This window comes from Streptomyces regalis (assembly GCF_001509475.1).
Taxonomy (GTDB): domain Bacteria; phylum Actinomycetota; class Actinomycetes; order Streptomycetales; family Streptomycetaceae; genus Streptomyces; species Streptomyces regalis.
The window spans coordinates 1-12,471 of record NZ_LLZG01000362.1 but is presented as its reverse complement, the minus strand read 5'-3'; the positions used below and the strand labels follow the sequence as shown (position 1 = coordinate 12,471).

The following is a 12,471-nucleotide window of genomic DNA, read 5'->3' as shown; positions in this document are numbered from 1 at the left end:
CGTGGCGGCGGGTTCTCGTCGCACCTCATCGGCCCTCACGCGCCGGTACCGTTGGCGAGTGGCCATCCGTGTGCTGATCTGCGACGAACTGCCCGTGGTGCGCGACGGACTGGCCGCCGCACTGGGCCGTGAACCCGACATCGAGGTCGTCGCCACCACCGGAGAGGGACCGGAGGCGCTCACCGTGGCCCGGGAGCAAGCCCCTCACGTGCTGATCACCGATATCAGCCTGGCCCGGCGCTCGGGCCTGGAAGTGGCCGCCGAGGTGACGGGGACGGCATGGCCGTCACCCCGCCCCGAGGTCCTCGTGTTCAGCGCCCGGACCGACGACGCCACCGTCATGAAGGCGCTGGAGGCGGGAGCGTACGGCTACCTCGCCAAAGACGCGCCACCCACCGAGGTGATCCGCGCCGTGCGAGCCCTGGCGGCCGGCGAGGCTGCCACCGGCGGCCCGGTGACCCGGCGCCTGATCGACTGGCTTTTCTGGCGCAACGCCGAGCCGGTCGCCGCGGCCCAGCGAGCGCTGCGCTCGCTCACGCCACGCGAGCGCGAGATCCTCCTCCTCGTGGCTGCCGGGCTGTCGGACGCCGAGGTCGCGGGCAAACTGTCGTTGCAGCAGGCGACCGTACGCTCGCACCTCTACCACCTGCGCCAGAAGCTCGACGCACGCGACCGCGCCCAACTCGTCGTGCTCGCCTACCAGTCGGGGTTCACGGTCCCGACGGTCCCGGACGCCTGGTCGCCGCCAGAAAGAGGACCAGGCCGCCCAGGGTGACCACGGTGGCGAGTACGGTCGCCGAGGCCCAGCCGGCACGCGTGACGGCGAAGCCGAACACGGGCGGGCCCAGCAGCGTGCCGACGCTGCCCGCCTGATTCAACAGGCCATACCCACGCCCCAGTTCGTACGGCGAGCGGGCGACGGACGGCACGCTCGCGTACAGCGCACCCAGCACGAACCCGCCCGCGAACTGCAGCACGGCCGCACCCGCCGAGACGGCCGCCCACGCGTTGACCTGGTACGTCACCGCCGCGGCGCACGGCATTCCCAGGACGGCGGTGGCGGTGAGCGCACGCGGACCGGCTCCCCGCCCCAGCAGCCCCCCCGCCAGCAGCCCGCCGGGCACGCTCGCCAGCGACACCACGGCGGCGGTGGCACCGCCGACCGCCGAGCGCACCTCTCTATCGGCGGCGAGCTTCGGCAGCAGCGCTACGGCGGTGACGCCGAGCAGCGCGACGAGGCTGAAGGCCAACGAGAGCTGAAGCACGGGCCCGAGTCCCCGGCGGTGAGGGACGTACCGTTCCTCCGGCCGACCGCGGATGCCGGTCAGCCACCGCAGAGCACCCCCGAGGCCGACCGCGCCGGGAACGAGCGTCAGCGCCCCGGCGGCACGCCACCCCACGGTGCCGCTGAGAGTTCCGAGGGCCGAGGCGACCGCCATGCCCACCGGAACGAAGGTGCTCCACAGGGCGAGGGCCCGGCGCTCGACAGCGGGTCGGCACCGGGCCGCCAGGAGCATCGGCCCCGTGACGACCACCGCCAGGTAACCCACCCCTTCCAGTGCCCGGGCGCCGTACAGCAGCCAAAGCCATCCTGAAGGAGCCGCCACCTCCAGCACCCCGCCCAGCAGCATCACGCCGAGCCCCGCGCAGAGCACACGGCCCAGGTCGCGTCCCACGATCCACAGCCCTGTGGGCAACGCCAGACAGGCCGCGACCACGGTCACCCCGGAGACCAGCCACCCGTAGGCGGCCAGCGACAGCCCGAAGGCGCCCCGGATCCCCGCTTCCAACGGCACGAACCGCCCCAGTGCCACACCCGCCGAAACACCGGCCAGATACACGAGGGCGATCACACCACGCTCGCCGACGCCTGGCTGTGCGGAGTCTCGGGGGCGTTGCTCTCGCGGCCGTGCCGCAGGCGCAGGGGCGGATCGGGGACGGTCTGCAGCACCTGGACCGACAGTCATGCGGTCTCCTCCACGTGATCGGGCCGCGACCATATCTGTGGGCGTCGCCGCAGGTCATGGGCCTGCGAGCGCGATTGTTTCTCCGCACTGTGTGGAGGCGACTCCGGAGCTACCTCACGCCCTTGTTGAGGTCGTGGAGGCAGTCGGGCGGCGTTGTTCCCGTTGCTAGCGTCGTGTCGTGAACCGCGCCGTCCTGCGCGCGCGCCTGGACGAAGCTCTCGAAGACCATCCCGGCGTCACCGTCACCTGGCGCGAGATCATCGACCCTCAACAGGCCGAGCGCGCCGGAATGCCCCAGCCTCTCCTGCCACGTCGGCGACCCACCGACGGTGCAGCAGATCCGCGCGGCCCTCTCCGCATCCCACCCTGAGTAGCCGGCACCTGCCTGAACCAGCGCTTTGCGTAAGCGACTTCACGCAACCAGCAGCTGTAAGTGGCTCAGGTCACAGAAAATGCGTCTCGCCATTCGAGATGACCAATCGTCACATCCGTCACTCCGGCCTCCCGTGCCCCCTTCGCGTGCCCATTCACCTCGACTTAGGGCACGCGGAGGGCACGCCACCCGCAAATTGGACTGGACAACAAGCAAACCCCAGGCCACTGACCTGGGGTTTCATCATGGAGCGGGTGACGAGAATCGAACTCGCGCTCTCAGCTTGGGAAGCTGATGTTCTACCATTAAACTACCCCCGCGTAAGACACCCGCCCCGAGATGATCCGGAGGCGGCGTCCGAACGCCTCGTCACTGTACCTCATCACCGGCCCCCGGCGCTGACGCCGTGGGGTCTGAGTGCGTTTCAGGGGGCGGGATGTGGCTGCGGGGGAACGGAGTTGGGGCGTACGGTGGAGGGGTGGGAGAGGGTCCGGGCGGGGTCGGAGTGCCGCCTGGAGGGCCGTCCCTTTGATCCCGTAATGTGGCCTCCCGTCGTCAGGCAGGTAGCAGCCGACGCGGCTCTTGGGGAAGGGACTCTAGGACTTGATGGAGCGCACCGTCGTCCGTTGTGCCGATGGGCACGTGTTCAGCACCGCTTCGTTCCCGATGCAGCAGGCCGAGCGACTCGGCCCAGGGCGGCTCCTCCGGTGTCCCCGGTGTGCCCGGCTCCGCAGTGTGGTGCCGGTGACGCTGGAGAAGCGGTAGCTGGAGCAGGTGCAGCAGCAGTAGCAGCAGGTGTAGTGCCGGGCGCGCGGTGGTCACGATTGTGGTCGTTCCGCGCGCCTTGCGTATCCTCGGGGCGTGCTTCTCTCAGACAAGGACATCCGGGCCGAGATCGACGCCGGGCGGGTACGGATCGATCCCTACGACGAATCCATGGTGCAGCCCTCGAGCGTCGACGTGCGGCTGGACCGTTACTTCCGGGTGTTCGAGAACCACCGGTACCCGCACATCGACCCCTCCGTCGAGCAGGCGGATCTGACCCGGCTCGTGGAGCCCGAGGGCGACGAGCCGTTCATCCTGCATCCCGGGGAGTTCGTTCTGGCCTCCACGTACGAGGTCATCACGCTTCCTGATGATCTTGCCTCCCGGCTGGAAGGGAAGTCCTCGCTCGGGCGGCTCGGGCTGGTCACCCACTCCACCGCCGGGTTCATCGACCCGGGGTTCAGCGGGCACGTCACCCTTGAGCTGTCCAACCTCGCCACGCTCCCCATCAAGCTCTGGCCCGGCATGAAGATCGGGCAGCTGTGCATGTTCCGGCTCAGCTCGCCCGCCGAGTTCCCGTACGGGAGCGAGCGGTACGGGTCCCGGTACCAGGGGCAGCGCGGGCCTACCGCCTCCCGGTCGTTCCAGAACTTCCATCGGACTCAGGTATGAGCGACGCCGTGGGTGTGGGTGTGCGGGAGAATCTGACCTACGAGCGGTTCGGGGGCGCCGTCCGCGAGCTCGCGCAGACCATCGCCGACGACGGGTACGAGCCGGACATCGTGCTCAGCATCGCCCGCGGTGGCGTGTTCGTCGCCGGTGGGCTTGCCTATGCCCTCGACTGCAAGAATCTCCATCTGGTGAACGTGGAGTTCTATACGGGCGTGGGGACCACCCTCGACATGCCCGTCATGCTCGCTCCCGTCCCCAACGCGATCGACTTCACCGACAAGAAGGTGCTGATCGCCGACGACGTCGCCGACACCGGCAAGACGCTGAAGCTCGTGCACGACTTCTGCCTCGACCATGTCGCCGAGGTGCGGTCCGCCGTCATCTATGAGAAGTCCCACTCTCTCGTGAAGTGCGAGTACGTGTGGAAGCGCACCGATGAGTGGATCAACTTCCCGTGGAGTGTGCTGCCCCCCGTGCACAAGTCGGGAGAGGCGCCCAGGGAGAACACGGAAGCCCTCTGACCTGCGCACCGTGCATGGTCACGCATGGTCATGTGCCTGGTCAGTGACGTCTGTCGGCGTTGAGCCGGGCCGCCTGGCGGGTCAGGTGGTTGCGTTCGGCGAGGTTGGGGGCCTTGTGGGCCGCCTCGGCGTACAGGCGTGCCGCTGTCGTCAGGTCGCCGTCGCGCTCGTGGAGGTACGCCGCCACGGCCGCGTGGCGGGGCAGTGAGGCGTCCAGTTCCGCGAGTGCCGCCAGACCGGCGCGGGGTCCGTCGGCTTCGGCGACGGCGACCGCGCGGTTGAGCCGGACAATGGGGCTGTCCGTCAGGCGCGTGAGCTCGTCGTACCACTCGACGATCTGCACCCAGTCGGTCTCCCCGGCGGTGGGCGCGTCGGCGTGGAGGGCCGCGATGGCGGCCTGGGCCTGGAATTCGCCGAGGCGGTCGCGGGCGAGGGCCGCCTGGAGGATCGCGATGCCCTCGGTGATCGACTCCGTGTCCCAGCGGGCCCGGTCCTGCTCGGCGAGCGGCACCAGGCTGCCGTCGGGAGTGGTCCGGGCGGCGCGCCGGGCGTGGTGGAGCAGCATGAGGGCGAGCAGCCCCGCCACCTCGGGGTGGTCGATCGCGGCCGCGAGCTGCCGGGTGAGCCGGATGGCCTCGGCGGCGAGGTCGACGTCGCCGGAGTAGCCCTCGTTGAAGACCAGATAGAGGACGCGCAGCACGGTGGCGACGTCGCCGGGCTGGTCGAACCGTACGTCGGAGACGGTGCGCTTGGCCCGGCTGATGCGTTGCGCCATGGTCGCCTCGGGCACCAGGTAGGCCTGGGCGATCTGGCGGGTGGTGAGCCCGCCGACGGCGCGCAGCGTGAGCGCGACCGCGGACGACGGCGTGAGCGCCGGGTGGGCGCACAGGAAGTAGAGCTGGAGCGTGTCGTCGACGGCGGGTGCGGGGCCGGGCGCCGGTTCCTCGTCGACGAGGTCCTCACGCCGGCGGCGGGCCGTGTCCGCCCTGGCCTGGTCGAGGAACTTGCGCCAGGCCACCGTGACCAGCCAGCCCTTCGCATCGCGCGGCGGGTCGGCCGGCCAGACGCGGACCGCCTCGACCAGGGCGTCCTGCACGGCGTCCTCGGCCGCCGCGAAGTCGGCTCCGCGGCGGACGAGGATGGCGAGCACGCTGGGTGTGAGGCTCCTCAGCAGGGCCTCGTTCATCTGAGACGTCCGAGACACCTGAGAGGTCACTCCGTGATGGTGGGCGCCGAGCCGTAGAACGGGCGCAGCTCGAGCCACTCGTGGATCGGCTTCCCGCCCGCCCCGGGGGCGGCCGACAGCTCCCCGGCCAGTTCGACGGCGCGCTCGTAGCTGTCGACGTCGATCACCATCCAGCCGGCGATGAGGTCCTTGGTCTCGGCGAACGGGCCGTCGGTGACCGGCGGGCGCCCCTCACCGTCGTACCGGACCCACGTCCCCTCGGGGGCGAGTGCCTGACCGTCGACGAACTCGCCGGTCTTCTCGAGCCGGTCCGCGAAGTCCTGCATGTACTGCATGTGCGCCGAGATCTCCTCCGGCGTCCACTGGTCCATCCGCACGTCGTTGACCGGAGCCGGAGCGCCGCGGTAGTGCTTCAGCAGCAGGTACTTGGCCATCGTGTTCTCCTCGGTACTGGTGCGACCCATCTTGGTCGCGTTCACACCGGGGACGGAACAGGGCACGGGTTCTCGACATCACCGTCCAGGATTTTTTGAAACTCCCAGATTTTTTGTCGGTCGGCTCTAGAACGTGCCCAGCTTCACGATCGACAGCAGCGCGACCAGCTGGATCGCGCTCGCGCCCAGGGCCTTCGGCCAGGGCAGGTCGTGGGACTTGGAGACCATCAGGGTCAGCAGGGCGCCCGCCGCCACCCACGTCACCCAGCCCAGGGCCTGGACGAACGTCGCGTCGCCGCCGGCGAACATCGCGAAGACCAGGCGGGGGGCGTCGGTCAGGGACATGATCAGCATGGAGAGGCCGACCGTGGGCTGCCAGGCGCCGTCGCCGCCCAGCTGGCGGGCCAGGGTGTGGGTGACCACGCCCAGGACGAAGGACGACAGGACCATCGCCACGGCCGTCGTCAGGACGATCGGGACCGCGTTCGACAGGGTCGCGTTGATCGCGTCGTTCCGCGCGCCGTCGAAGCCGAAGACCGCCAGCAGGCCGTACAGGAAGGTCACGATGAGGGCGGGGCCCCACATCGTGTAGTCCCGCATCTGGAGGAAGGTCTGGCCGGGGGACAGGACGATGCCGCGCAGCAGCTGCTTCCAGTGCAGGCGAGGGCCGACCGGGGCGGCCGGGGCCGCGCCCGCCTGGTACGTCTCGCCCTGGGTGTAGGGGTCCTCGCCGACCGAGAAGGCCTGGGTGTGGCCAGGGTTGTTCGCCGCGTACGGGTCCGGGGCGCCGCCCGGGCCGTGCGGGTAGCCGCCGTCGCCGAAGTACTCCGGCTCGCCGTGGCCTCCCTGACCACCCTGGCCACCCTGACCGCCGGCGCCGTAACCGCCGTAGCCTCCGCCGCCGTTGGCCTGCGGCCAGCCGCCTGCGCCGCCGCCCGAGCCGCCGTAAGGCTGCTGCGACGGCTGCTGCGACGGCGGGGGATAGCCGTACGACGGTCCCTGGGGCGCCTGCTGCCCGTACGGAGGTTGTTGGGGGCGCGTTTGCGGGGTGCCGTTGTTCCGGCTGCCCCGTCCGATCCTGAATCCAGCCACGTCTTCGAACGTACCTGGTCCCGGAGAATCGCGTGCCGGGCCCTCCGGTTCGGGCCCGGCTTTGCGGCCGAGCTGTGACATCCCTTAAGGGGAACGGGGGTTCACTCTCCGGGGGTGTTCAGGGGTCGGTCGTAGGGGAGAGGCCTTACTGGGCGATCGCCCAGCCGAAGTCGGCGCTGCCCTGCAGAGAGACCGCGCGGGCCGTGATGTTCAGGGCGCCCGTGGTGGTCAGGCCGGTGGAGGTGCCGCGCAGGTACGTGACCATGCCGTAGCCGTTCTCGTTGCCGCTGCCCGCGACCAGGTCGGACCTGCCGTTGCGGTCGAGGTCGACCAGGCGTACCGCCTTGCCGAAGGCGTCGCCGGTCTCCGCGGTGCCGGGCACGCCGGAGGTGTCCTGGGTGTAGCCCTTGGCGCCCGCGGTGGTCAGGCCTGAGGACGAGCCGAACAGCACGGTCACCATGCCCGCGTCCCGGGCCGAGCCGAGGTCCTCGCCCGGGGCGCCGACCACGACATCGGCGTACTGGTCGCCGTTGATGTCGCCCACGCCGACCGCCGAGCCGAAGGCGTCGCCGGTCTCGCCCCCGCCGGGGACGCCGGTGGTGTCCTGGTGGATGACGGTCGGCTGCTGTGCGGGGTCGGGGCCGTCCGGGCCGCCGTACCAGACGGTGATCTGGCCGCCCTTGTGGCCGCCGGGCTTGTCGGCGGACGGGTCCGTGGGGTCGCCGAGGACGAGGTCACCGTAGCCGTCGCCGTCGATGTCGGCGATCGCGCCGGGGAAGCCGTCGGCGTTCGGCAGCTCCGTCATGGAGTGCGTCATGCCGGTCCAGCGGAAGTAGTAGATCTTGCCACCGGGGTCGCCGTCCACGGCGTGCGGGTAGACGCGCTCGTCCGCTCCGTCGCCGGTCAGGTCGCCCGCGGTCACCTCGTACACCGTGCCGACCTCGCCGACGCGGGTGTGGCTCGTGGGGCCGGTGCGGGTGAAGGGGCCGTTGTAGAGGCGGGTGTGGTCCCGGCCGGTGACCGTCACGTCGGTGTCGCCGTCGCCGTCGAAGTCGCCGGTCGCGACGCCGTTGCCGAAGTTGCCGAACTCGGACAGCGTGGACGGCTGGGGCAGGCCCTTGCCGCCGGACAGGCCCGAGGGGCCGCCCCACAGCACGGTGGCCGCGCCGACGCCCTGCCGGTCGCCGATGGCCTCGTTCGAGGCGCCGACGACCAGGTCGGAGTAGCCGTCGCGGTCGAGGTCGCCGGCGGCCAGGCCGGCGCCGAACAGGTCGCCCGTCTCGGCCGCGCCCGGGACTCCGGTGGAGTTCTGGTGGATCACGGTCTTGCGGGTGGCGGACACACCGGACGCCGAGCCGTACAGGACGACGACGGCGCCGGCCTGCGACTTCCCGCTCACCGTGGCGCTCGCGGCGCCGATCGCGGCGTCGAGGTAGCCGTCGCCGTTGAAGTCGCCGGACAGGCCGGAGGGTGCGGCGGAGGCGGTGGAGGCGGGCAGGGCAGTGAGGAGGCCGGCGGTGAGGAGGCCGGCGGTGACGGTGAGGGCCGTCAGGAGGGTGCGCTTGCGCAAGGCGTGCTCCAGGAGGGGCCGGGCCCGGGGGCGGCGGGCCCGGCGTACGGGGGTGGGGTCGGGGGACCTGCGGCGCAGAGGAATCGGCGCCGCAGGTCCCGATCCGGGACGGATCCCGGATCGGGAAATGGGTCCCGGATCGTCGCGGGTCGGCTCAGCCCGCCATCTGGATGCCGAACAGCGGGGTGCCGGACGCCGACACCTTGGCCGCGGTCAGGCCGATGCCCCGGCCGGACGTGCTGATCTTCGAGCCGTCGGAGGCGAAGGCCACGACATAGCCGTCGGCGTTGTTCTCCCACGGCAGGCCGACCGTCAGGTCCGCCTTGCCGTCGCCGGTGGCGTCGGTGAGCAGCAGCTCGCCACCGAAACCGTCGCCCGCCTCGTTGCCGCCGGGCACGCCGGGCGTGTCCTGGGCCAGGGCCTGGGCGCCGGTCTCCTGGAAGCCGGACGTCGAGCCGAAGAGGACGGAGACCATGCCGGCGTCGGCGATGCCGTTCAGGTCCTCACCGGGCGAGCCGATGGCGAGGTCGTCATAGCCGTCGCCGTTGATGTCGCCGAGGGAGAGCTCCCAGCCGAAGGCGTCATCTGTCTCGCTGGTGCCGGGGACGCCGGCGGTGTTCTGGTTCATGGTCGACGTGCCGCCGGTCGGGCCGGTCGAGGTGCCCCAGACGAGCGCGACGGCACCGCCCTTGGACGCCCCGGGGCTGTCCGAGGAGGCGTCCCAGTGGTTGCCGATGACGATGTCGCCGTAGCCGTCGTTGTTGACGTCGCCGATGTCGGAGATGATCCCGGCGGGCAGCTTCCGGCTACCGGAGGTGGTCACGCCGCTGGAGGAGCCGGGCAGGTAGTAGTTGGCGTTGAAGTAGTAGTCGCCGCTCGTCTCGCCCTCGTAGCCGTCGACGAGCAGGTCGGTGCGGCCGTCCTTGTTCACGTCGCCCGGCGTGAGGTTCCAGATGTCCGAGCCCTTCACCTTCAGGACCGGTGTGGTGACCTTGTAGTGGCCGCCGGTGGAGCCGGACTTGGTGAAACCGCCGCGGTAGATGTCGACCCAGTTCTGGTCCGAGCCGATGGCGAGGTCGTCCTGGCCGTCGCCGTTGTAGTCGCCGGCGGCGAGCGGGGCGCCGAAGCGGTCGTGGCCGCTGCGGGCGGGGTCGGCGACCGTGGTGCCGCCCGACAGGCCGGTGGAGGCGCCCCAGAGGATGACCGCGGTGCCGCCGTCGGTGTCCGAACCGGCGTCCTCGCCGGGCGCGCCCACGGCCAGGTCGGCGTAGCCGTCGCCGTTGAAGTCGCCGGCCGTGGTGTGCGAGCCGAAGCCGTCGCCCGACTCCGCCGTGCCCGGGACGCCCGTGCTGTCCTGGGAGAGGGTCTGGATCTTGGTGGCGCCCGCGCCGCTCGCGGAGCCGTACAGCACGGTCACGGAGCCGGCGTTCGCGCGGCCGTTCACCGAGGCGCGCGGGGCGGAGACCGCCACGTCCTGGTAGCCGTCGCCGTTGAAGTCGCCCTCCAGGCCGGAGGCGGCCGTGGCGGTACCGGCGACGGCGACGAGCAGCCCACCGGTGAGCGCGCCCACGGCTGCGGTCGCCAGGGCTGTACGGAGGCTTTTGCGCATGTGTTTCTCCTGCCGAATACGGATGAAAGCCGAATACGGATGAAAAGGGTGTGACTGCTGTACGGCTGAATAGGGCGTGACGGCTGTACGGCACTGTCCCGGCCGTACGGCCGGGAGGCTCAGTCGGCGAAGTTCGAGCCGAAGTACGGCGCGCCGGTCGTCGAGACGCCGGAGGTGCTCGGCGAGATGGTGCGGGCGCCGGTCGTGGTGATCTTCGTGCCGTTGGAGGGCAGGTAGAGGACCGCGCCGTTGCCGCCGTTCTCGGCCGAGCCCGCGAGGAGGTCGGCCCGGCCGTCGCCGGTGACGTCGTCGAGCTTGACGTCGATGCCGAGCATGTCGCCCTTCTCGTCGTTGCCGGGCACGCCCGCTGTGCTCTGTGCGAATGACTGCGCGCCGGAGGAGGTGTTCAGGCCGGAGGCCGAGCCGTACAGGACGGTGACCATGCCGGTGTCGACGACACCGCCGATGTTCTCGCCCGCGACGCCGACCACCAGGTCCTGGTAGCCGTCACCGTTGACGTCGCCGAGGTCCAGCTCGTAGCCGAACCAGTCGTTCCTCTCGGACGTGCCCGGGACGTTGCCGGTGTTCTGCGTGATGCCGGTGGTGGAGCCGACGCCGCTCGCCGCGCCGTAGGTGATCCACACTTTGCCGCCGTCCTCGGCACCGGGGAAGGTCACGCCGTCGTCGGTCTTGTTCCAGTGCATGCCGGTGACGATGTCGCCGTAGCCATCGCCGTTGACGTCGCCGATCCCGGTGATGACGCCTCCCTTGAGGGGGCGGGCGTCACCGGCGGACAGGCCGCCGTCGGTGCCGGGGATGAGGTAGTTGGTGTTCCAGCCGTCCCCGGTGTCGTTCTCGAAACCGTCGACCACCAGGTCCGTGCGGCCGTCGCCGTTCACGTCGCCCGCGGTGAGGTTGAGCGGGCCGCGGGCCGCACCGCCGGACAGGATCTGGGGCTTGACCGTGTAGCGGCCGCCGAGCGCGGTTCCGGACGTGGTGAAGCCGCCCTTGAACACGTGGATGATCCTGGAGGTGTTGCCTACGGCGAGGTCGGCCGTGCCGTCGCCGTCGAAGTCGCCGGCGGCCAGGTTCTTGCCCCAGGCGTCGTGCTGGGACGGGGCCGGGTCGGCGACGGTGATGCCCTTGCCGGTGATGCCGGAGGCCGACCCCCAGAAGATCGCCAGGCCGCCGCCGTCGACGTCGCTGCCGACGTCCTCGCCCGCCGCGCCCACAGCGATGTCGTCGTAGCCGTCGCCATTGAAGTCGGCGTACGCGGTGTCGTGTCCGAAGCGGTCCCCGGCCTCGGCGCTGCCGGGGGCACCCGTGGTGTTCTGGCTGATCGTGTGGCGCTTGGCGGACGACACGCCGGTGGCGGTGCCGTACAGGACGACCAGCTGGCCGGCGTCCTTCTTGCCGCTCACGTAGGCGCTGTCCGCCGAGAAGGCCACGTCGCCGATGCCGTCGCCGTTGAAGTCGGCGTGCGGGACATCCGTGGAGTCGGCGGCGCTCGCCGTCGACGCCGTGAAGGTGAGCAGACCGCCGGTCAGCGCGGCCGCGGTGGCCGTCGCGAGGGCGAGTCGTGCGGTGCGGCGCGGGTGGCGCTTGTGCATGCGGGTTCTCCTGCTGCATGCGGGGATGCCTGGCGGGCATCCGCAGTCGATGGGGTGCGACCGGGCGCGTTTTCCGGGAGTTGTCCTCCGGTTCATGGCTCGGTCAGCGATCAGGAGACCCGCGACGGGGCGCAAGGGTTGTACGTGAGTTCGGGAAAACTCTGAGGTCCATGTGGCCGGAGGGGGACGGTCCGCCGGGCTCTCTGATCGAACGGACTGCGGAACGAGGCGACCCGAGCGACCATGCATGCCGTGACGATCAACCGACCCGGCCGACGCGGATGCACCTACTCCCTCGCCTGCCCCGGCCGGCTGCTGCCCGCCCGCACTCGTTGTCTGGAGCATCCCAGGGACACGCTCGAGTGGAGCTACGCGTTGAACGGGGTCGCGCTGGGACTCGTCAGGGACTTCAGCGGAGTGACCTTCTCCGCCGAGTTGTTCGAGGCGGTGCGCGGCGCGGCAGGGACTTCACTCGGAGCGGCACGGTTCGAAGAAGCCGTGTTCGACGGCGACACCGACTTCAGCGGCTTCGAGTTCACGGGTGCGACGTCGTTCAGCGTGATCTTGCGAGGGACCCCGGGCGTTCACGCCCGGGAGGAATCGCATCCGGTGGTGGCGGTGCGGAGCGCCGCGGTATCGGCCGGAGGTGACAGGGCCGCGAAGCGGCCGGGT

The 12,471-nt window shown here is 70.9% G+C and carries 12 protein-coding genes and 1 tRNA gene; 5 read left to right on the top strand and 8 right to left on the bottom strand.

Features of this window, described 5'->3' with window-relative positions; all coding sequences use genetic code 11:
- The first annotated feature begins 58 nt into the window (after positions 1 to 58).
- On the top strand, positions 59 to 775 hold the full coding sequence (locus ADL12_RS32520; RefSeq protein ID WP_062708601.1) for a response regulator: 717 nt from the start codon (positions 59 to 61) through the stop codon (positions 773 to 775).
- On the opposite strand, the gene ADL12_RS32515 is transcribed toward ADL12_RS32520, so the two are convergent.
- The gene (locus ADL12_RS32515; protein WP_062708598.1) at positions 711 to 1,853 is read right to left on the bottom strand and encodes an MFS transporter; all 1,143 of its coding nucleotides are present in this window, start codon (positions 1,851 to 1,853) and stop codon (positions 711 to 713) included. The two genes, ADL12_RS32520 and ADL12_RS32515, sit on opposite strands and share 65 nt — an antisense overlap.
- Positions 1,854 to 2,145: 292 nt before the next feature.
- On the opposite strand from ADL12_RS32515, the gene ADL12_RS54370 reads away from it, so the two are divergent.
- Entirely contained in the window at positions 2,146 to 2,337 is a 192-nt protein-coding gene (locus ADL12_RS54370) for a hypothetical protein (protein ID WP_159053361.1), read from the top strand.
- Between the two features lie 249 nt (positions 2,338 to 2,586).
- Here the strand turns inward: ADL12_RS54370 and ADL12_RS32510 are convergent.
- A tRNA-Gly gene (locus ADL12_RS32510) sits at positions 2,587 to 2,660 on the bottom strand.
- 541 nt (positions 2,661 to 3,201) lie between these two features.
- On the opposite strand from ADL12_RS32510, the gene dcd reads away from it, so the two are divergent.
- A complete protein-coding gene (gene dcd / locus ADL12_RS32505) occupies positions 3,202 to 3,777 on the top strand; it encodes a dCTP deaminase (RefSeq protein WP_062708593.1) in 576 nt (191 codons plus the stop codon).
- The gene (locus tag ADL12_RS32500; protein ID WP_062708591.1) at positions 3,774 to 4,298 is read left to right on the top strand and encodes a phosphoribosyltransferase; all 525 of its coding nucleotides are present in this window, start codon (positions 3,774 to 3,776) and stop codon (positions 4,296 to 4,298) included. Before dcd ends, ADL12_RS32500 begins: the two co-directional genes overlap by 4 nt.
- A gap of 40 nt (positions 4,299 to 4,338) precedes the next feature.
- On the opposite strand, the gene ADL12_RS32495 is transcribed toward ADL12_RS32500, so the two are convergent.
- From ADL12_RS32495 to ADL12_RS32470, 6 genes are all read right to left on the bottom strand, one after another.
- Positions 4,339 to 5,484 carry an RNA polymerase sigma factor gene (locus ADL12_RS32495; protein ID WP_062708588.1) on the bottom strand — a complete coding sequence of 382 codons (1,146 nt, stop codon included), beginning with the start codon at positions 5,482 to 5,484 and terminating at the stop codon, positions 4,339 to 4,341.
- 26 nt (positions 5,485 to 5,510) lie between these two features.
- Complete coding sequence (locus ADL12_RS32490; protein ID WP_062708696.1) at positions 5,511 to 5,918, bottom strand: YciI family protein; 408 nt, start codon at positions 5,916 to 5,918, stop codon at positions 5,511 to 5,513.
- A gap of 126 nt (positions 5,919 to 6,044) precedes the next feature.
- Positions 6,045 to 7,091, bottom strand: coding sequence for a Yip1 family protein (locus tag ADL12_RS32485; RefSeq protein ID WP_079052400.1), 1,047 nt, complete (start codon positions 7,089 to 7,091; stop codon positions 6,045 to 6,047).
- A 64-nt stretch (positions 7,092 to 7,155) separates the two neighbouring features.
- Positions 7,156 to 8,580 carry an FG-GAP repeat protein gene (locus ADL12_RS32480; protein WP_062708582.1) on the bottom strand — a complete coding sequence of 475 codons (1,425 nt, stop codon included), beginning with the start codon at positions 8,578 to 8,580 and terminating at the stop codon, positions 7,156 to 7,158.
- Between the two features lie 154 nt (positions 8,581 to 8,734).
- Entirely contained in the window at positions 8,735 to 10,189 is a 1,455-nt protein-coding gene (locus tag ADL12_RS32475) for an FG-GAP-like repeat-containing protein (RefSeq protein WP_062708579.1), read from the bottom strand.
- 119 nt (positions 10,190 to 10,308) lie between these two features.
- Positions 10,309 to 11,799 carry a VCBS repeat-containing protein gene (locus ADL12_RS32470; protein WP_062708576.1) on the bottom strand — a complete coding sequence of 497 codons (1,491 nt, stop codon included), beginning with the start codon at positions 11,797 to 11,799 and terminating at the stop codon, positions 10,309 to 10,311.
- A gap of 252 nt (positions 11,800 to 12,051) precedes the next feature.
- Between ADL12_RS32470 and ADL12_RS32465 the strand changes: the two genes are divergently transcribed.
- The coding region (locus ADL12_RS32465; protein ID WP_425265167.1) for a hypothetical protein at positions 12,052 to 12,471 on the top strand (420 nt) is incomplete at its 3' end.